The sequence below is a fragment of the Geobacter anodireducens genome, from assembly GCA_001628815.1.
In the GTDB taxonomy this organism is placed as follows: Bacteria; Desulfobacterota; Desulfuromonadia; order Geobacterales; family Geobacteraceae; genus Geobacter; species Geobacter anodireducens.
In genome coordinates, this window is the sequence record CP014963.1 from 2,821,450 (window position 1) to 2,841,156 (window position 19,707).

The 19,707-nt window shown below is 58.3% G+C and carries 15 protein-coding genes and 3 pseudogenes; 9 read left to right on the forward strand and 9 right to left on the reverse strand.

What is annotated here, in order from left to right; translation table 11 throughout:
- The first annotated feature begins 139 nt into the window (after window positions 1-139).
- The 4 genes and pseudogenes from A2G06_12910 (at window position 140) to A2G06_12925 (ending at window position 3,285) form a co-directional block, all read left to right on the forward strand.
- On the forward strand, window positions 140-271 hold the full coding sequence (locus A2G06_12910) for a hypothetical protein (GenBank protein ID ANA41021.1): 132 nt from the start codon (window positions 140-142) through the stop codon (window positions 269-271).
- 19 nt (window positions 272-290) lie between these two features.
- Window positions 291-1,948 (forward strand): annotated as a pseudogene (locus A2G06_12915) (hypothetical protein).
- A gap of 132 nt (window positions 1,949-2,080) precedes the next feature.
- The gene (locus tag A2G06_12920) at window positions 2,081-2,350 is read left to right on the forward strand and encodes a hypothetical protein (protein ANA41022.1); all 270 of its coding nucleotides are present in this window, start codon (window positions 2,081-2,083) and stop codon (window positions 2,348-2,350) included.
- Window positions 2,351-2,670: 320 nt separating this feature from the next.
- Complete coding sequence (locus A2G06_12925; protein ID ANA41680.1) at window positions 2,671-3,285, forward strand: signal peptidase I; 615 nt, start codon at window positions 2,671-2,673, stop codon at window positions 3,283-3,285.
- A 251-nt stretch (window positions 3,286-3,536) separates the two neighbouring features.
- On the opposite strand, the gene A2G06_12930 is transcribed toward A2G06_12925, so the two are convergent.
- The 8 genes and pseudogenes from A2G06_12930 to A2G06_12965 all read right to left on the reverse strand — a co-directional run bounded on the left by A2G06_12930 (window position 3,537) and on the right by A2G06_12965 (window position 11,665).
- Complete coding sequence (locus tag A2G06_12930) at window positions 3,537-3,950, reverse strand: hypothetical protein (GenBank protein ID ANA41023.1); 414 nt, start codon at window positions 3,948-3,950, stop codon at window positions 3,537-3,539.
- 24 nt (window positions 3,951-3,974) lie between these two features.
- On the reverse strand, window positions 3,975-4,724 hold the full coding sequence (locus tag A2G06_12935; protein ANA41024.1) for a cytochrome C biogenesis protein: 750 nt from the start codon (window positions 4,722-4,724) through the stop codon (window positions 3,975-3,977).
- Between the two features lie 342 nt (window positions 4,725-5,066).
- Window positions 5,067-6,152 (reverse strand): transposase, encoded by a 1,086-nt coding sequence (locus A2G06_12940; GenBank protein ID ANA41025.1) that lies wholly within the window; start codon window positions 6,150-6,152, stop codon window positions 5,067-5,069.
- Between the two features lie 62 nt (window positions 6,153-6,214).
- Window positions 6,215-6,592: a hypothetical protein gene (locus A2G06_12945; protein ANA41026.1), complete on the reverse strand. Its 378-nt coding sequence runs from the start codon at window positions 6,590-6,592 to the stop codon at window positions 6,215-6,217.
- Between the two features lie 232 nt (window positions 6,593-6,824).
- A complete protein-coding gene (locus A2G06_12950) occupies window positions 6,825-8,216 on the reverse strand; it encodes a hypothetical protein (protein ANA41027.1) in 1,392 nt (463 codons plus the stop codon).
- Between the two features lie 140 nt (window positions 8,217-8,356).
- Window positions 8,357-10,206, reverse strand: a pseudogene (locus tag A2G06_12955) (aryl-sulfate sulfotransferase).
- A gap of 74 nt (window positions 10,207-10,280) precedes the next feature.
- A complete protein-coding gene (locus tag A2G06_12960) occupies window positions 10,281-10,988 on the reverse strand; it encodes a disulfide oxidoreductase (protein ID ANA41028.1) in 708 nt (235 codons plus the stop codon).
- 11 nt (window positions 10,989-10,999) lie between these two features.
- On the reverse strand, window positions 11,000-11,665 hold the full coding sequence (locus A2G06_12965; GenBank protein ANA41681.1) for a thiol:disulfide interchange protein: 666 nt from the start codon (window positions 11,663-11,665) through the stop codon (window positions 11,000-11,002).
- A gap of 638 nt (window positions 11,666-12,303) precedes the next feature.
- Between A2G06_12965 and A2G06_12970 the strand changes: the two genes are divergently transcribed.
- Both A2G06_12970 and A2G06_12975 read left to right on the forward strand, forming a co-directional pair.
- Window positions 12,304-14,034, forward strand: coding sequence for a histidine kinase (locus A2G06_12970; protein ID ANA41029.1), 1,731 nt, complete (start codon window positions 12,304-12,306; stop codon window positions 14,032-14,034).
- Between the two features lies 1 nt (window position 14,035).
- Window positions 14,036-14,692, forward strand: a complete 657-nt coding sequence (locus A2G06_12975; protein ANA41030.1) for a histidine kinase — start codon at window positions 14,036-14,038, stop codon at window positions 14,690-14,692.
- Between the two features lie 50 nt (window positions 14,693-14,742).
- On the opposite strand, the gene A2G06_12980 is transcribed toward A2G06_12975, so the two are convergent.
- Window positions 14,743-15,429 carry a hypothetical protein gene (locus tag A2G06_12980; GenBank protein ID ANA41031.1) on the reverse strand — a complete coding sequence of 229 codons (687 nt, stop codon included), beginning with the start codon at window positions 15,427-15,429 and terminating at the stop codon, window positions 14,743-14,745.
- A gap of 334 nt (window positions 15,430-15,763) precedes the next feature.
- On the opposite strand from A2G06_12980, the gene A2G06_12985 reads away from it, so the two are divergent.
- The 3 genes and pseudogenes from A2G06_12985 (at window position 15,764) to A2G06_12995 (ending at window position 19,245) form a co-directional block, all read left to right on the forward strand.
- Window positions 15,764-16,108, forward strand: a complete 345-nt coding sequence (locus A2G06_12985) for a hypothetical protein (GenBank protein ANA41032.1) — start codon at window positions 15,764-15,766, stop codon at window positions 16,106-16,108.
- Between the two features lie 16 nt (window positions 16,109-16,124).
- Window positions 16,125-16,439 (forward strand): annotated as a pseudogene (locus A2G06_12990) (hypothetical protein).
- A 274-nt stretch (window positions 16,440-16,713) separates the two neighbouring features.
- Window positions 16,714-19,245, forward strand: coding sequence for an RND transporter (locus A2G06_12995; protein ID ANA41682.1), 2,532 nt, complete (start codon window positions 16,714-16,716; stop codon window positions 19,243-19,245).
- Window positions 19,246-19,707 lie beyond the last annotated feature (462 nt).

Below are 19,707 nucleotides of genomic sequence, written 5' to 3' on the forward strand. Positions count from 1 at the left end.
AATGGCATATGAAGAAGGGTGGTCCCGAGGGGACGCTCTATTCTATTTTCCTGAAGGCGCGAAAAGGACAACAAACAAGGACCCCCTTCCAACCTTTCGAATAAATTAAGAAGAGCCGCTGACCAGAGGAGTCATTATCATGAGACGCGCACCCAAAATCCTATTCTTGATCCTGATGACCATCGTCCTGACAACCATGTGCGGCTGTGGCGGGAGTGGAAGCTCCGGCAACGGCAAGGGTACCGGCAGCCTGACCGGCAGCGGCAAATAGAAGGGATGGAGGCCGTGTAATGAGCAGAATCATTCCATTGATTGTTGGCGTAGTTCTCTTTTGTTTTTCAGCAGCCAGCTACGCGTTGCCGGATCATTTACCGTTGAGCAAGGATCTTACGGTCCGGCTTTCAGCCTCAGCGCCCAGGGAGAGTTGCAGACAGTGGCCGAGGTGGTGGCCAGGACCGACGCGCTCGGCAAGATAGCCTTTGATTTTCCGACGGTTCCATCTTCGGCAACGACACCGTTCCTGCATATCCGGATCATGGACGGCGAGAATGTGTTGCGGCAGGCGATCGTGCCGAGCCCGCAACCCGGCGGGACCGTTGATGCGGGCGTGAGCGAGGTGACCGATCTGCAGGCGCGGGCCCTGCTGAAGGCCACGGCCTTGTCGGGCAGGCTGACGCCGGTGCACATGCTGGTTGCCCATACGCTTCTGCGAACTCCCACGATCAGCACAACGGATGCCGAAGCCATAGGTTCCGCCATTGTGGCCGGCGCCGATGCCCTGTTCGCTGTCCTGGCAACGGATGGCCTGAGCTCCGACCAGCACGCCGCATTTCTGGGGTCACTGAGAAACGGACTGGCCGATGCCGCGGGGATTTATCGCAAATCGGTCGATGATTCGATTGTGTTCGATCAGAACGTCGAGGCATACCGGCGGGGCGAGGCGTATGCGGTACTCCTGCAGTCGTTGATCGACGCGGGCATTGATGCGGGAATAAACCTGGAAACCGTCTCAACTGCTTTTGCGGCGGCCGGAGCGGCAACAGAGGCGACACTGGAGAGCAATCCCGCTGTCGGGGCTGTTGCGAGGGCAGGCATGCGGCTGGGGTACGTCACCGGCATGTTGAGTCTGAGCAATTACAGGTCGATTCGGGAACTGGTTGCCGGCTTCAGACATGCCGGTTGTTCGCCGCCGAGGTTTTCCAGACTCCATTCCGTATTCGATCTGGTGTGGCAGGACACAACCACCAGCCTTAAGGCAGCGGATCGTGACCTGCTGGCAAGCTCATCGGAAAACGACCTCCAAGGATTGAGAATCCAGGAATTCAATGCCGTAGCAAGGCGGGATGTGCAGATGCTGAAGCTTGCGTTTGAAAGTTATGATCTTCGCACAATTCCGGAGTCTGTTGAGCTCATGCTGGAAATCACTTCGCGCATGGCGGGCCAGGGTGGGGTAATGGCCGGCATGACTCCTGAACACCTGATGGAAATTCTTGGGAGATCGACATCGGTATCTCCGGAGTTGCCCCCCGTGCCGGTTGACGTGCCAACCCTGACGCCATACGAGTTGGCGGCCTGGGCATATATTCACACGGAGCCCGGGTTTGCGTATACCCCGATTGCGGGACTCATCGACCAGCTTGAGAGCAAACCGACGGCCACCCCTCAGTTCGACAGACTGGCAGAGCCCTACAAATCCCTGGCATTACTGATGTACGATCTCACTTTGATCAGCAGGCTGTATTGGCAGGAACAACAGGATGCCGAAACCGCCCTTGAGGCGAACCAAACGGATCCGCCACGCTGGCACCCCCTTGCCACTGTTCGGCAGATATCTGAAAACAATCGCCAACGATTGGCCCTTGTCCGCCGGCATATATCCGGCGTATCACCGGAAGCGAAAGACGCCTTGATCTATCTGGTACATGAGAACCGGTTCGTCAGGTTTTAGGAAAAATGTGAGGAGAACACGTGATTCGGGTCGGACCAAGGCAAGTCTCCGATATTTAAACAATCACACCTCAATTTCGGAAGATTTTTACCCTTAGAGGCGCATTTTCAAGGTCATAATCGAGCGGTTAACATGGCCATCATAGTGGAGTTGGAGGGGCTGTCTTTCAAGCTGATCGGAGCGGGGTATATCGTTGCCCACGGTTTTGTGCAATTCAAGGTATCGTCGCCATTTCTCAACAGAACGTACTGCTCGGACATGGCGGACCACGATGCGGATGCGCCATTGAAGTGGTATTCCCTTGTCACGAGAAAGACCGCCAGCAGGTTGATCGTGTCGGGCTCGATGAAACGGGCCGCGGAGCAGTTTGTCAGGGACCTTGCGAACAGCGGGGCTCAGTAGCGCGTGAATGGCCGGGCAGGCGAGGAAGGTGAACGCCGAAGCCTGCAAATCCGCCCCCTGCCTCACCCCCCGGAGGACGAAATGCCGGATAAACCCAGAAAACCCTGGCTTGCAGGTGTGCTGACCCTGGTCACCAGAGGCTGGGCCATCTGTACGCGGGCTATCCCGTGAGAGGCCTGATCCTGTTCGGCATAGAGCAATTCCTTGTGTTCGCGTTTGCCGTTGCGGCCAGTATCTATACGCCGGATCGCTATCTGCTGGTCCTGCTCGTCATCATCAGCCTCGCGTTCAATGTTTTGTGCATTGTGGACGCGGTTGATATGGCGAGAACACACAAAGATCATTACGAGACGGCCAGGTACAACCGATGGTTTGCCTATGTAGGCTATGTGCTGGTTCTTTCGGCGGGCGTGTCCACCGTGCTGTCGGGAGCGATCAAGTCTTACCTGATACAGGCGTATCACATCCCGGCCGCGTCCATGGAAGATACCCTGCTGATCGGCGATCACATTCTCGTGGATCAGCGCACGGCGGCACGGGAGCCGAAGCGGGGCGACCTGGTGGTGTTCGCGTATCCGGAAGATCCCTCGAAAGAGTTCGTCAAGCGCGTAGTGGCCGTTGAGGGGGACACCGTCGAGATCAGGGACAAGGTTCTTCTCGTGAACGGCTCCTCCGTGCCCGAGCCGTACGTTGTGCACAATGAACCGACCATGATTCCCGCAACCGAGAACCCGAGAGACAACCTCGCTCCCGTGATTGTGCCGGCGGGATCGTATTTCACAATGGGTGACAATCGCGACCGGAGCTACGACAGCCGCTTCTGGGGCTTCGTGCCCAGTGAGAACGTGAAAGGGACCGTGAGGAGCATTTATTGGTCCTGGGATCGCACGGCACGTGCCGTGCGCTGGGACAGGATCGGCATGAAAGTCCTGTAGCGCGGGGCGCTGCGAAGGCCCCAGATCCCGGCCCGATATACTCACCCCGCCGGCAAGCGCCGGCAGCGCGTCATGTCACGCCAATTCAACCGGATACAAGGGAGTTGGCAGCCTTCCATCCGGAATAAAACTTTTACTAACCCGGTATCCCGGCAGTTTTGCCCTGCCCCTCCCATCGTGGACGCCCAGAACGAAACCCGGCGCACCGTGGAGCAGTGGAGTGTTGTCCACGCACAGTAAGCGGCTATCCCTTAATGATACGGCACCAGCTTGATGCCCGCGTCATCTGCGCTGACTATTCCCCCGACTATGTTGGTCACGGATGAAAACCCTCTCTGAACGAGGAATTTGCTGACTTGGAGCGACCGATTGCCCGACCTGCATACAATGGCAATCTTATCATTGGGATTAACGCGTTTTTTCAATTTAGCCAGGAAGGCTTCCGCATCGTACTGCTTGTCCTCATTGAAAAATGTCAGACAGAGAGAGCCTTTGATAATCCCGGTTTCCCGCCACTCTTTTTCGGTGCGAATGTCTATTACGCGAACTCCCGAATTCAAGAGCACCGGCGTCAGGATGGACTGATGGACATTGATCGCAGCCACAGCCACTGTAACCATCAGCATGATAACGGTAACCATCAGCATGACAACCCTTGCTTTCATGAAACACCTCTCTTGTTAATCCGTTTACCGTGAAGCGGGCAACCATTGGTAAACAAGTTGTGACAACGTGCCGAGCCAGCCGCTGAATAAAAGTACGCCAACGATCATCAGGAGAACTCCGGTAAGAATCTCCATGAGCCTGACATGCATGCGAAATCGTCTGAAAAAGCCCATAAAGCCGTGCAACAGCACCCCCGAGATCACAAAGGGGATGCCCAGGCCCGCCGCATAGGCGGCAAGAAGAAACACGCTTCGCGATGCGGAGTCCGCCGTGCCGGCCGCCATGGCAAGTATGGCCCCCAGGATGGGGCCGATGCAGGGTGTCCACCCGGCTGCAAAAGCCAGCCCAACAAGGAACGTACCCGCCAGCCCGCTCGGTTTGTTGCGGATCTGGACACGTTTGTCCCCCAGCAATGCTCCGAAGTGGAACACGCCGCTCATGTGAACGCCAAACAGGAAAACCAGAATTCCTCCGGCCCGTTGTAGCCAGATCATCCCGTCATGCATAAGCGACTGGAAGGTGGAAGAAGCGATGCCGGCAAGAGCTCCCAGGCTGATGAAGACAACGGAAAAACCGAGGACAAACGTCACGGAATGGACCAGAACGATCAGGCGGACCCTGTTGCCGGGATGGGCATCCTGCAACTGGCCGAAGGAAAGCCCGGTGATGTAGGTAATGTATGAGGGGACCAACGGCAGCACGCAGGGGGAGAAAAAGGAGAGAAAACCTGCGGAGAACGCAATCCAGAAGGTGATGTCGGAACCAATGTTCATTTACTCACCCCCGGACCAGGGCTTGCAGATAGCGAATGACGGTAGGGTCATCCCAGGCTATCGCCCCCTTCACCCGATCCCTGACAATCCCGTTGCGGTCAATGACGAAGGTGTCCGGCAAGTTCCTGACCCCATACCGTAGCTGTGCCTGCTCAAGGGGATCGCTGAGCATCTCGAACGCAATAGCAGGTCGTTGAAAATCGGCCCTATTTGAGATTGAAGAACTTTTAGTTCGATTTTTTTGAATCAGTTGAGCGCTTTATCGGGTTTCAGTCCGCCGTTTTGCTCTTTATCAACCTCATATGCTGCTGTTGTTGCCTGATTCGAGGGATGTTCCCCCTGTCAGGTGACACCAAGGCCCAGGTTTTTCATCCGAACCAGGTTGTAAGCCGCTGCGTGCAGGTCAAGTTGCATGGCGATTTTCTCGATTCCCCGGTACATCGTTTTGCGTAACCTGCCTACGGTCTTCATCCAGCCAAAGCCTTCTTCGATCCGTTTCCTGATCTTCTGGCTGATGGCGTAGTTCGGATGATTGGTGGTTCTACCGTCAATGGCCGACTTTCTGTTCGTGGTGTTCTGCGCCACGTGCGGTGTGATCCTGAGCCGGCGGAGTTCTCTGACGAAGGCTTCCGTGTCGTAGCCTTTGTCACCGCCAAGCGATATGCGGCGGGTGGTCCGGGGGAGACGCTGCACCATTGTCTTTGCCGCTTCGCGTTCGCCGGAACCGGATGCCATTGTTACCTTGGTCCTGACAATCAGGCCACTGCGGTTCTCCATCAGGGTGTGCCCCTGGTAGCAGAGCTTGGCTTCCTTGGTCTTTCCCTTGCGGTAGAGACGGGCATCGGGATCGGTAACAGAACCATGGGTTTCGTTGGTAAGCTTCTGCCCTTTGAAATCCACGGTCTCGTTTCTGCCTCCACCGCCAGCTGACGGTGGACCATCCTTGGGCTTGAAGCTCTTGATGGATGCCCAGGCTTCGATGAGGGTGCCATCAACCGTGAAGTGCTCGCGTGACAAAAGGCGCTTTCTTTCCGCCTGAGCCAGTATCCGTGACAGAAACTCGGCAGCAACCTCGGAACCGATCAACCGTTCGCTGTTCTTGGTAAAACTGGAATGGTCCCAGACCTTCTCATCCAGGCCCATACCAAGGAACCAGCGGAACAGGAAGTTGTAGTGGATCTGCTCCACCAGCTGCCGGTTGCTACGGATGGAGTAAAGAATCATCAGCAGTTGGGCTTTCAAGAGCTTCTCCGGCGGGATCGACGATCTGCCGGTTGTGGCATACATACTGTCAAAGAGCTTGTCCATCCCTGCCAGGGCTTCGTCAGCCATTTTACGAATGGCCCGCAAGGGGTGGTCCTTCGGGACAAAGGATTCAGGAGTCACATAGGTAAAAAGTGCTTCTGTGTTGCTGTCAAAACCGCGCATAACTTTCCTCAATAATTGCAAAGTGTTATGCGCGATAAACTACCATAAAACGGCTGTTTTCTCTATTTGAATTTCAACAGCCTGATAGGCGCCGTACGATACCTGTCGGGGAATTTCTTTTCGACATTGACCGCCAGGACGACCACCTCACCCCGGGGAAACAGCTTGGCCAGCCGATCCATGGAGGGCATTTCCTCCCGGCAGTAGGGGCACCATGAGGCCCAGAAGTTCAACAGTACGATCTTGCCGCGGTACTGCCTCAGAGTTCTGGACTCGCCCCTGGCAGTTACAAGGTTGAGATCCGGGGCAGGGGAACCGACCACAGCCACACCGGCAACCGCTTTATTCGCTGCTGGTTTCGGCGCCGGATTCGACGCGGCCATGGCATACGGGGCCAAGGCCAGCAGGCAGGCGCAGAGATAAGGTATCAATCGCAACATCGTAAAACTCCTCAGGGCCACAGTTGGCTGTGCCGGCAGTCCAGCCGGAACCGGCAGGGATCTTCCCGGGCCGGCTGACCTGGCAGGCAGACAGGCTGTCTGCCCACCAGCTTTTGCAGTGCTGGAGGGTACTGCCTGTGAGGGGATCCGGTTTCAACTGCTTGCGTCTGGGACGTGGCACCAGGCGGCAGCGCCACGCCCGTGTTCAACGGCAATCTCCTTCGCGCAACGACTAGAAGGAGTATTTCAGCCAGACCTGGGCAAAGAAGTCATTCTTGTCCCTGCCCATGATCTCTTCGGCGGCATCCCCGGGAATGCCGACACCGGTGCCGACATGGGCGAACAGGTTTTTATTGATCGGTACGTCCACGAACAGGTTGACCTCCTGGGACCAATCATCGGAAGAGGTCGGAGTGTACAGGTAATAGTTCTTGTCGAGCTTGTGCTGCAGGTAGTGCAGCGACACGGCAACGTTCTCCGCCGGGCTGAAGCCGGCCTCGATCAAGGTCGACTTCTTGTTGGAGTTGGGCAGGTGCAGTTCGCCGGTCACCTCGCCGATCACGAACCGGTTCCAGGAGGCAAAGCCGCTGAACATCGGGTCGTAGTCGCGGGCCTTGTTGTCGCCCGGCTTGTCTTCGCCGGAGAAGTAGAAATACGAGCAGCGCAGGTAAGGCGAGTAGGCCACCGGCAGATTGTAGGTCAGGCTGGCAAAGCCGCCGAAGGCATCGCGGTCCCGGTCAATGTCGTTGAGGGTTCCGGCGCTCCCCTTCTGCAGCACCCCTTCGGCCTCCACCACCAGCCCTCCCAGGGTCAGGTGCGTACCCAGGTCATAGGCAAGGGTGTCGTTCCCTCCCGCGACCACGCCGTCCAGGTACTCGCCGGTGTAGTCTATGGTCTTAGTGCTGTTGTCGAACTTGCGGTAGGCGCCGCCGAAGACGTAATTGCCCTCGTTGAAGTTGTAGTGCAGGTTCAGGCCGGCCAGTTCCACATCCTTTTTCGGCCCGACCTTGAAGGTTTCGTCCCACTTTTTCGCGTAATTGTTGGAACGGGCCCAGAACAGGGTTGAGGTGAGCTTGCCGAAATCGCCGTCAAGACGCACGGCAAAGGGGAAGCTGCCGTGGAAGTTGAGCCAGAGGGCCTGGTCCTGCTTCTCGCCCCCGCCGGCAACAACCAGCCAGTTTTCCAGGCGTATGTTCTGGCGCCCGAGGGTGAGGCTGAACGGCCCCCCGTAGATCTCGCCGAAACGCATCCAGGCCTGGTCGACTTGCAGATCCCCCTGGTCTTTGGCAATTCCGTAGGCATCGGTGCCGATGGTCTGGGTGTAGAAAGGAGCGAATTGCGCCTTGGTCTTGGCCCAGCCGAAATCCTTCTCGGCGGTCAAACGCAGGGTGGTGTAAATTTCTCCCCACTGTGTTTGCGTCTTGGTGGAATTATGAGCGCCGCCGATCGGGGCTCCGTAATACGGATTGCTGTCGTAACGGTAGAAGAGGTTGAGGTCCATCCCGATGGAGAACTTGTCGAGGACGTTCCCGATCTCCCCTACCGCCACGTCGGCGGCGGCAGGGGAAACGGCCAGCAACAGGCCGGCCATGGCACCGAGTATGTGTATTCGCCAGGTTTGCATGGAAATCTCCTTCGCAATCAATCAGTTGTACTGAACATCCAATCTGCGTGCAGCCGTCAGCCGACGGAAAACGGTACCGCGGCAAAAAAAGCCCTCAGACAGAAGGCTGACCTTGCTGCCTGAGGGCATGGCACAAACGTTTACTTGCTCAAGGCTTTCTCGATGTTGAAGGGCATTGCCTGGTAGCCGGTGGCATTCATGATCTGAATTTCCACGGAAGGCTCTTTTGCTCCCCACTTGAATTCATTGATGAACGGATTGGGGGCGGTCGTAAATGCTCCGGATTTCACGTTGAAATCCGCGCCGGCAGTTGCTGAATAGGCAAAAACAGAGTTCTTGTCAGGTTGGTATTCGGTCAGCGACGTCACAGGACTGAACCAACCGTATCCCCTGTCCTTGCCGTATTCCCAAACCTGCTCGACAGTCATTTTCTTCTGGTCGATCTTGTAGATAACGGCACGGGAATACTTCATGCTCGGGAGGGCCGGTTGCTCCATGCCACGGGCATCGCCATTGTCAAAGGCGCTCACATAGATGATGTCACCCTTGCTCTTGCTGTCGATTTTAAAGGCAGTATGCTGCGTCCAGGTCCAATCGAAATCGCCTTCGCACTTGCTGTTTTCACACGCAATCTTAGCGCCTTTGGCATCGACGGGCGTGAGCACCTTCCCAACGAAGTCACCCTTCCACCCTTCCGGGCTCCCCAGGATCCACTTGACCTTCTTGTCCCGGCCGATCTTTATGATTGCAGACTGGTGGCGGGAGCTGATGATGATCGAGTCGTCCTCTTCATCGTAATCGACACTGTTGACATGGGCCCAGTTGCGTCCGGGGCCACTTCCGACGATATCCCCGAAGTGATCGTTCTTGTCCATCTTGGCGAGATCATCGGCCGTCAGGGTGTGGCCGGCCTGGCTGGCGTCAATGTTCAGGCAGACCGCCCCCTGGTCGAGAACCTTGAGGACCACGTCCCGGTACGAATCCAATATTTCGAACAATCTCCAGTCATCGACAACATTCCCGTTGGCATCCACCTCAAGGATTACGTCGCGGACCGTTCTGACATTCTTGCCGTCAGGGCGCTTGTAGTTGGCGCTGCCGACCCGCAGCAGGAAGTGGCCGTTCTTCATGGTTTCCATGGAGTGTGAAAAATCATTGTAGCCATTGGGGAGTCTGCGGTTGAATATCTCACGCCCCATGATGTCGTATTTGGCGTATCTCTGGCCGTATCCCCAGCTCAGGCTCCGTCGTCGTTCTGCTTGAAGCCCATCATGACGCCGCCGTGGTAGATGCTTTCAAGGTCATAGATGGGGTTGGCGAACATGTACCAGCGAACTTCGCCCTGCGTATCGATAATGAAGTTCTGGGGGGCAAAGTTCCACTCCAGGGCGCCGCCGACCGGGTTGTTCCAGACGACCTTGGTGCCGTTGCCGCTCTTTTCTGCCAGGTTGTTGACAAAGTAGAGTCTGTCGGCAAACTCCTTATCCACTTTAGTTACCTTCACATCCCTGAAAAAAGCGCCCTTTTGGAAAATCGTACCGTCGGGGTCGCTATAAAGAGGCGGGGCGTAGATGGTGTACGACTCTTTGATCTTCTCCGCTTTGCCGCCATAGTGCTTGACATACTCCACGTTTACCGTGTTGGTGTAATCTGCATACAATCCAAAGACAGGAATACCGGCGTAGTCTTTCAGGCGAGAGGCTGCGACCCTATAGGAAATGGTCTGGCCACCCTTTTTGGGCACGATGGTGACGCTCGCATCGGAAATGGTGTAACCTCCGTCCTTGATAATCGCGGTCAACGGGGCAATTTTATAGGGGTTGATCTGGACCTCCCCGATTTGGCCCTGTATTTCATAGTCAATCTTTGCCCCGCTGGCCCCGCCGATGGCCAAGGCCATAGTCGGGACTGCAGCGCCGAGCATGGCAGCGCACAACACGAGCCGCGCCATTTTTCCGGTTTTCAGCAGTGCTGCTTTTGGTCTATTCATTCCCGTGTCTCCTTTTGATGTAGTTTGCGGCTGCATGCCGCTCTTCTCGCCCAAGGCCGTTTGCCCGGGGTCTGTTACGCATGTTTTCCCGTGCACGCAAGGCGTTCGGTTGCTTCTAACGAGCGGCGCTTGCGCCACAGGGTAAGCAGCCAGCATGCAGCGGCAACGGCGAGCACCAGCAGGCAGATGCCGAAGGTGATCAGGCAGGCCTGCGCCATGTTCATGAAATGCGAGGGCGGCCACAGGTACCAGCCATCCTGGTAGAAGTCGGTGATTGTTTTCTGCAGGTTGCTCAGCACAACTCCGTCAGGGATGATCGGGTTGTCGTAGCCGCAGTCGCCGGTCGGCTTGAACCATTCGGGGGACCACTTGTCCAGCGGCAGGTGAAACGGGAAGGTCGGCTCGGGATTGCATCCCTGCACGCCAAAGGGGTTGTCGCTGTGGGCTGCCTCGTGGATCTTGTTGAGCTTGAGGCTGTAGCCGATCCCCTGGATGGTCCCCCAGAAGGCCAGCGCGTATCCCACCAGCTTGAGACCGATGTTTTTGGGGTAGATCGCCGCGATGATCCCGCCGAATGCCATGCAGAAGAAGGCGAACCGGATGTACACGCACTGCTCGCACGGCCTCATGTAGAGCCAGATCTGAAACACCGAGTGGGCCAGAATGACCATGAACAGACTCACTGCGGCCATCAGGATCCACAGAAACCGCTTGTCCTGCCAGCCGGCTATCGTTTGTATCGGGGCGGCCTTGAATGTGTTAAACATTTCCGTGGGCTTCACAACGCATCTCCTTATTTGCTCTTGAGTTCGTTGATGAGCTGCAGCATGGAATCGACGGAGGTGATCGATTTGGTCATGATCAGATACTTGCCGTTGACGACGAATGCGGGCACACCCTGGATCTTGGCGACTTCATAGGAGGCGTCCCACTCCTTCAGCAGCGCCTTGACCTTGGGGTCGTTCTTCTCTTTGTCGAATTCGGCTCTGGTCATGCCCACCGCATTGAGGCCCGTCTGCAGGTAGGCGTCAGGCCCCGCGTCCCAGCGCTCCTTCTTGTCATGGTAGGCGTTGTAGTAGGCCATCTTGGCCTTTTTCAGGAGCGACTTCTCGCTGTAAAGGTCTTTGTCCTTCAGCCCGTTCTTCTGATCCCTGACCAGCAGGACGGCAAACAGTTCGCTTCCTTGCGGGCCATACTTGCCCTTTGTCTTAAGGTGAAACGGCCTGAATTGAAGATCAGCCGGCAACCGGGGCACCACCTTGGGGGTCACCTGCTTGTCATACTTGTAGCAGAAGGGGCAGTCGTAGCTGAAAACCTTGATCAGGGTGTTCTTCGCGTTGGGAATCGGCTTTTTCAGCGCGACGTAGTCGCTCCCTTCGCTGAAGGCAAAACAGGTGCTGGAAAGAATGGCTACCAGGGCGAGGCTTTTCGCGATAATTTTCGAAATTCTTAATGACACCATCGTTATTCTCCTTAGCAGTTGACGTGTTAACTTCGCGTACGGCTTGGTCCTTTCATTTCATGGGCACCTTCTCCTTTCCCTGCTTTTTTGGCCGCGCACAGCGCAAATGCATCCATTCAGAACATTCCCATTGACAGACGGGGAGACTCTCCCGCGCCGCCAGGTACTGGTAATCAGCAAAAACACCGCTTAAAAACCTCAAATATTACAACTAGGCTTACTTTTAGTCCATATTTACAAAACATTTAAAACTTTAGTCCATAAAAGCAGACTATTTTTTTTGAGTCAAGCTTTTTTATCTTTTAATAGAAGGAATATACCAATTGCTCACAAAGGGGCTCCGGGGGCCGGACAAGGCGCCGGCACAGCACGGTAGCCCGACGACGCCGCTGCTACCCGCGAGGGCTTCAATGGATGTACGAGCTACTTTCCGGAATACGGGGGAAAAGGAAACGGGTGGGGGACGGGGTTGTTTTGCTGGTATACTTGAATCGATATGAAGCAGGACTGGAACTATTTCATTGCGCGGCAAAACGCATTTAGTTTATTATTTTGTAACAAATACCTATCCACAAGCACCGGTACAGCTACAGCGGCCAGCCACACATAGGGCAATTCCCCCTTGGAGCCGAATCATGATGAAATTTCTTGAAACAAATAAAAGCCGAATAGTTACGGTCACGTACATTTTCCTGTTCTGTACATTTTTTCTCTTCTCCCTGCTCGTCCTGCAGAAGAAAATGTCGGATTACTATTTTTCCACCAGCAAGACCAATGGCACCTTCAAAAAGATTTACGAGGGCGAGGCAACCTGGCTCAATCAACGCATGAACAATTACCTCAGGTCGATAATTGTCGAGCAAGGGGTAGCCGCCCATGTCGTGGGAAAAGACCGGGAACGCCTGAGCCGCATTTTCGATCCCGTCTTTGCCTCGTTCGGCAAGCGATACGTTCCGGTGATTGCTCTGTTCATTGCCGACACAAAAGGGAACATTATTTACCAGAATCCCGGTTCGGCCCCGGCGCTGCAAACATCCCACCTCGCGTCCCCGGCCATCCGATCGGCACTCGCGTCCGGCAAACCTGTTTACGGGTTTGAAGCGGGACCACTCCCCCTCCACCATTGCGTGGCGGTGCCGGTCATTAACGACAGTGATGGCACCGTTGTCGGCGTCATCAAGGTAGCCACCAGTCCCGCTTATTTTCATTTCACGTACAAGTGGATTTTCGATGACATAAAAACCGTCATCATACAGACGAAAGACGGGTCCGTGTTCATTCCATCCGATCTGCCGCTGCCTGGAGAACCGTCACCCGCCAGCAAAGACAAACGAGAGCAGGACATCGAGTTTTTCAAGCCGATCCTCAATCAGATCGATATGAGTTCCGAGTTTTCGGACCTCAGGGTGAAAGACCGGCATTTTCTGGTCAGCACCTCATCCCGCTTTCTTTCCCCCGAAGGCAAGGAGATGGGGAGAATCCTGGTTGCCTATGACATGACCGATGTCCGGGACAGGCTGTGGAGCGACGTCTATCTCTGGGGGGGCTTCTTTGCCGTGAGCGCAGGGCTCATGTTTTTGATCAACTTCGTCGGCTTCTACAAGTACGAGAGAATCATCACCAACCAGGGAAAGGTCCTGGCCCAGCGCTCAAAGCAGTGCGCCCTGGGAGAAATGTTGGGCTATATCGGCCACCAATGGCGGCAACCGTTGTATACTCTGTCGGTAGTCATCCAGAACATTGAGCTGCAGAGCCAGTTGGGGCAGCTCGACGATGCCCTGCTGAAAAAGCAGGTTACCCTGGCTAACCAGAACATCCAGTATATATCGAGCATTATCGACGACTGGCGCGCCCTGCTGATGTCCGGCAGCAGCCGGCAGGCGATCGACCTGCGGGCGTCGGTTGAGCGGGCCATCGCCATGGTGGCGCCAATAATGGAGATGAACCGGATTACTATCGACAACCAGATCAAAACAACCGTGATGACGTTAGGGTTCGTGAACGACCTGGTGCAACTGACGATCAATGTCCTGTTGAATGCCAGGGACCAGCTATGCATGAAAGATGGCGAGCGGATCATCCAGATATCCTGCCGCGAGGAAAACGGCTCCCTGGTGACCGTAAGATTCCAGGATAATGCCGGCGGGATTCCCAAGCATCTGCTGAAACGTATTTTCGAACCGTATGTCACCACCAAGGACAAGGCGGACGGTACCGGCCTGGGACTTTACTTGTGCCGGCAAATTGCCGAAAACCTTGACAATGGAAAGGTATGGGCCGAGAACGGGCCCTTTGAGTTCCAGGGCACGCGACATGTTGGCGCCTGTATCTGCCTGCAATTTGCCAAAACCACACAAAGGAGCTGATATGGATGTAAATGCCTTGAAGGAAATTACCGTTGTTTTCGTGGATGACGAGGAAGTCGCCCTGGATCAGATCTATATGGTCCTGAGCAGCTTCTGCAAAAAGACCATATGCGTGCGGAACGCAGAACTGGCACTGAAAGCCATCGAGGAGCACCACCCTGAAATAGTCATCACGGATATCCGGATGCCCGGAGCCTCCGGCATCGAATTGCTGGCATCCGTAAAGCAGCAGCACCCCGACATCGCCGTGGTCATCGTCTCGGCCCATTCCGAGTCTGAATACCTGCTTGACGCGTTTCGGCTGAAAGCGGACGGTTACCTGCTCAAGCCGTTCAACTTCCACGACATGCTGGAACTCATCTCCAGCATAGCCACCCAGAAGGTGACCGCCCACAAAGGATCGGCACACGAGCCGGATCAGAGGGAGTTTTTGTTGAAACTGCTCGACACGATCGGCGGAAGGCGGGTTGAGGTCATTGAGTACATTATCAACCACCTCGACGGTGACCTCATTTTCCATGGAACGTATGACGAAGTGGCGGAGGCCCTCAATGCCAGCAAGACCACGGTAGTCAATACGTTTCAGGTCATGCTGGAGAAAAATGTCCTGACCCGCGTGAAGAACGGGGTCTACAAGATGAACATCAGCGCCACCTGAGAGACGTAAAGTGACCGGCTGACGTCACGGCTGCCCCCAGACGCGCCGCCTCACGCCAGCCCGAAGGCCCACGCCAGCCCCACCACCACGAAGACCGACGGCAGCAGGTTGCCGACCGGGATTCTCTTCAGCTCCATCATGTCGAGGGCAATGGCCACGATCAGCAGGCCGCCGGCGGCGTTCATCTCCACGATGACGGGCTCGGTCAGCACCCCCTTGGCCACGTCGGCGGCCAGGGTGATTCCGCCCTGGTAGAGGGCCACGGGCAGCGCGGCGAACAGGACGCCGATGCCGAGGGTGGAGGCCAGGGCAATGGAGGCGACGCCGTCGAGGGCGGCCTTGGCGTAGAGGATGGAGGGCTTGTCGCCGAGGCCGTCCTGGAGCGCGCCCATGATGGCCATGGCGCCGACGCAGTAGAGCAGGCTCGCGGAAACGAACCCCTCGGCGATGTTGCCGGCACTGGAGAAGCGCGCCTGGAGCCAGCGGCCGAAATCCTCCAGCCGGGCCTCGATCTGGAGCATCTCGCCGAGGATGCCGCCGATGATCAGTCCGCCGATCACCAGGAGCGGCTGGCGGCTCTTGAGCGCCAGTTGCAGGCCGATCAGCAGGACGGTCAGCCCCAGCCCAGCCATGACCGTCCGGCGCATCCGGGCGGGGACGAAGCGGCCGGCATAGCGGCCGATCAGGGCGCCGGCGCAGATGGTGGCGACGTTGGCGATGGTTCCGGTGAGGATCATGGGCGTGGCGCTCCTTGCGGGGAAATGCCGCCGTGATAGCACGACAGCCGGCAACTGGCAATGGAAAATACCGCGGCCTCGCCATCCTGAAAACAGGGTGGCACCGGGCGCAATCACCCTCCGCCAATGGCGGGGATGCCATGCGCTACCGCTGGGGGCGACACCGCCGGGCTCGGGGACAAAATTCTTTTTGCGCACGGTAAACCCGTGCCGGAGTCGTGCGTTGTCCACAATGAGCCGGCCATGATCCCCCAAGCCGGGAACCCGGGAGACAACCTGCCCCGCCCGTCGCTCCGTTTGGGGCGTACGTTGCGCCGGGTGACAATCAGGAGCCATGGATACCAACGACACCCAGAAGACACAGTGCGACCTCGGCCTCGAAGAAGACGTGTCCATCCACATCTTCACCGCCTCGGCGGCCATGGTGGGGGTATGCCTCACGGTCATCGGGCTGCTGCGCGTGGTGCTGACCATCCGCGGGGGCGTGACCCTGGCGGATGATATGCTTGCACTCGATGCGTTCCTCTTCCTTGCGTCGTGCATCCTCTCCTATTTCGCGCTTCGCACGCGCAGCTCCCGCAGGATGCATCGCGTGGAGCGCTGGGCCGATACCATCTTCATTACGGGGCTGGTCCTTATGGTGTCCGTGTGTGCCATTATCGTGTATGAAATCGTGTAGATCTTCCGGAGGCGTTATGACGAGAATACTGGCGGTCGCCCTCCTGCTGACAACGGCGTGCGCCCAGGCCGGCGGCGGACGGCTGTCGGCCCCGACAACGGTGGTCCCCTGCTCCGCCCCCTGGAACCAGGCAGTCGAAGAGAGCGTGCCGACCGGCGACGGACAGGGGCACGGCCCGGACCTCGGCTCCGAGGAATGGAAGTCGGCAATCGAGTTCAGGCTGGGGGTCCGGGGCAACCCGAATGTGCCGGACCGTGCCGGCGACGCCTGGTGCGGGTATATCGACCGGCTCGTGCGGGAGCGCGCCCCGGCCCGGGCAACCGCGCCGGAGATGCGCCGCGTCGAGGCGCCCTGACGGGCCTCGGTGACATCATCCCGGGCCGCACCCGGCGACTGCCGCCGCCACTGCCGACTGAAACGCAGCCCCTCCGCACCGCCCCACCCTTCCCGCTCTCCCTCCTCCGCCCGCGCATGCCCCATTGCACGCCAGTGAATAATGCGCTACGTTAGCCCGACCGGCACGCCACGCCTCACAGCCGGCGCGCCGGGCAGCGCTGCGCTGCCCGCCAATCCCACTCTCGGATACACGGCCAATGATCAAGCTCCTGCTGAACACTGTCGTCCAGACCTCCAACACCCTGGTCCAAAAGCATCTGGAATGGATCTACCGGATTACCACCACGAAGCCGGCGGCGGTCTTCGTCGCCTGCTGCCTGGCGTTCCTGCTCTCGTGCCTGTCGATCGCCAGAATCCACTTCGAGGCCGACATCTTCAAGCTCTTTCCCCAGCGGGGACCGCTCGCCCTGTTCCTGGACACGATGAAATGGACGGGCAGCGCCGGCAATGCCTACTTTCTGCTGGAAGGGGACAAGGAACAGCTCATCACGGAAGCCGAGACCTTTGCCGGCAAGCTGCGCGGGCTTTCCGTAGACGGGACGCCAGCCTTCAGTAACGTCAAATATCGCGTGTTCGACCTGGCCGAGGCCCAGTCGTTCACAACGTTCATGGGCTATGCCGTCACCCGGCCGCAGTTGTTCGTGGCGCCGGAAGACGCCCCGCGCTACCGGCAGTTTCTCGGCCCGGAAGCGGTGGCCGCATCCCTCCGCAAGGCAACGACGGAGCTTGCCGCGCCGGGAAGCCTCGTCGACATCATCGCCGTTGATCCGCTCTACCTGCGCGAGCTGATCCTGCCGCGGCTCAAGAAGGCCTCCCAGGCCCTGGACCTGGACACGACCTCCCCCTATTTCATTTCCCGCGACGGCAAAGTGCTCATCATCATCGCCGAGCCGAGCCGGCCGGTAACGGACATCGCCTTTGCCAGGAAGCTGGTGGCTGCCATCAACCAGGCCCGGGAGGGGGCACCCGTGAAGATATCCGTTGCCGGGGCCCACCTGAGCGCGGTCACCGACGAGGCGATCCTGAAGGAAAACGTCATCGTCGGCGTCCTGTCCTCCCTCGTCATCGTGCTGGGCCTGTTCTATGTCGCCTACCGGAGATTCCTGCCGACCCTGCTGATCCCGCTCATCCTGGTGTACGGCGTGGTGCTGGCGCTCGGCACGGGCGGGCTCGTCTTCCCGACGATCAGCATCATCTCCTTCGCGTTCACCTCGCTCATCATCGGCCTCGGCACCGACTATTCGGTTCACCTGTACGACCGGTTCCATTTCGAGCGGTCCCTTGGCGCATCGTCCGAAGAGGCACTCCGGCTCGCCACGGTGGACACCGGGCACGCCCTTTTCACCGCGGCCATGACCACGGCCTTCCCGTTTCTGTCCCTGGTTGTCTCGGAGGTGAAGATCCTGTCGGAGCTGGGCCTTCTGGTGGGGCTGGGGGTGATCTTCTCGCTCTATGCGACCTACTTTTTCCTGCCGCCGCTGCTTCTGTTCATGGAGAAGCGGTTTCCGCTCAAGGCCTACAAACCGCTGCCCACCTTCGGCATCGGCTTTTTCTGGACGGCCGGGCGCCGCCACTGGCGGACAACCATTGCCCTTTCCTTCGGCGCCGTGCTGTGCCTGCTCGTCTCCGCCACCGGCACGTCCTTCGAGTCGGAGCTGAAAAACCTGCAGCCCCGCTACTCAGAGGCCTTCCTTGCCCAAGAAAAGGTCGAGCAGCACCTGAGCGTGAGCCGCAAGCAGCTCATCGTCGCGGTTGAGGGGAACGACCTGGCCGATGTCCTGTCCCGGGGGAGCAGGGTCGATGCCATGGCCCGGGAGTTGTTGCAGCGGGGGGAGCTTGCGTCTTTTTCGTCCATCGGTCAGGTGATCAACGGGGCGGACGACCAGAACGCTGTCATCGCGGAACTGAGGGCGGGCCTCGGCCATGCCCGGCTCGACGCCGACCTGAACGGAGCGCTGAGCCGGCAGGGCTTCGCCGCCGAGCCGTTCGGGCAATACATCCGGGGACTGGCCGGGCTCGCCGAGGCCGAGCCCCTGCCGGTGCGCGAGGGCATCGACCGCCTGTCGGACTCTCCGTTCCGCGGCATTGTCGAGCGGCACCTGATCCGGAGCGAGAGCGGCTATCACCTGCTCTCGTACCTGAACTACAACGGGCCGGAGTTCCGGCAGCAGCCGTTTCTCACCGCGCTGCACAACGACGTGCCCGGGGCGCGGGCGACGAGCGTGGACCTGGTGAGCGGACAACTGCTCGATTCCGTGCGGCGCAGCTTCATGCTGGCACTCATCGTCGGCAGCCTGCTGGTCCTCTCCCTGCTCGTTTCCCACTTCAACAGCCCCCGGGGGATTTTCTATTCCCTGTTTCCGGTCACCTCCGGGGCGATTGCCATGCTCGGCCTCATGGCCCTCACCGGCATGCGGCTCAACTTCATGAACGTGATGGTGCTGGTCACGATCTTCGGCATGGGCAGCGACTACGGCCTGCACGTCGCCCATCGCGTCAGGGGCTGCGCCGAAGAGGAGCTCAAGGGCCGGTTCGTTCAGTCCGGCCGGGCGGTCCTGCTGTCGGGGCTGACGACCATTGCCGGCTTCGGCTCGCTCGCGTTCACCGACTACGGGGCACTGGCCTCCATCGGCTGGGCCACCAACTTCGGCGTGGCCGCCACCGCCCTGTTCACCCTGGCGGGTCTGCCCGCATTCATGTACTACCTGAACACCATCCGGAAACGACCCCCGGCCGGCTAAGGAGCTTCCCCCCGCAGGTTCAGGCAAGCCGGAACGGGCAGATGCCGGACTGCATGCCGTCCGGCATCTGGGACCGGGAACTGGCCACGGTCGCCGTGTCCCGGGTGCCGCGGACCGTACCCTGCACCACCTGCCTGACCTGGTGCACGTTGTTGCTGATTTCGCCGATGGTGGTGTTCTGCCCTTCGGCGGCAGTGGCAATGGCTTCGGCCCGGACGTCAGGCCCCTGGCGGCTGCCTTGGCCATGGCTGCCGGCCTGGTGCCTTCGGCAAGGTATGCCCCATAGCCGTCACGGAATTCCGCAATCTTTTCTTCCCGGGAGAAATCGTGGTGCCCCAGAGAGGCCAGGCGCTCCTTGATCCTGACAGCGGACATACCGAAACTCCGTCTTTTCCCGCCGGGTTGGCGGCATCGGCCAACGCCAGCACGTGGACGGTCGCCAGGCGTATTTCCAAAAAGTCG

Bases quoted from the DNA above. Each gene is read 5' to 3' on its own strand.
- A2G06_12910 (ANA41021.1), top strand. From the start codon at position 140: ATGAGACGCGCACCCAAAATCCTATTCTTGATCCTGATGACCATCGTC.
- A2G06_12920 (ANA41022.1), top strand. From the start codon at position 2,081: ATGGCCATCATAGTGGAGTTGGAGGGGCTGTCTTTCAAGCTGATCGGA.
- A2G06_12925 (ANA41680.1), top strand. From the start codon at position 2,671: ATGGCGAGAACACACAAAGATCATTACGAGACGGCCAGGTACAACCGA.
- A2G06_12930 (ANA41023.1), bottom strand. From the start codon at position 3,950: ATGAAAGCAAGGGTTGTCATGCTGATGGTTACCGTTATCATGCTGATG.
- A2G06_12935 (ANA41024.1), bottom strand. From the start codon at position 4,724: ATGAACATTGGTTCCGACATCACCTTCTGGATTGCGTTCTCCGCAGGT.
- A2G06_12940 (ANA41025.1), bottom strand. From the start codon at position 6,152: ATGCGCGGTTTTGACAGCAACACAGAAGCACTTTTTACCTATGTGACT.
- A2G06_12945 (ANA41026.1), bottom strand. From the start codon at position 6,592: ATGTTGCGATTGATACCTTATCTCTGCGCCTGCCTGCTGGCCTTGGCC.
- A2G06_12950 (ANA41027.1), bottom strand. From the start codon at position 8,216: ATGCAAACCTGGCGAATACACATACTCGGTGCCATGGCCGGCCTGTTG.
- A2G06_12970 (ANA41029.1), top strand. From the start codon at position 12,304: ATGATGAAATTTCTTGAAACAAATAAAAGCCGAATAGTTACGGTCACG.
- A2G06_12975 (ANA41030.1), top strand. From the start codon at position 14,036: ATGGATGTAAATGCCTTGAAGGAAATTACCGTTGTTTTCGTGGATGAC.
- A2G06_12980 (ANA41031.1), bottom strand. From the start codon at position 15,429: ATGATCCTCACCGGAACCATCGCCAACGTCGCCACCATCTGCGCCGGC.
- A2G06_12985 (ANA41032.1), top strand. From the start codon at position 15,764: ATGGATACCAACGACACCCAGAAGACACAGTGCGACCTCGGCCTCGAA.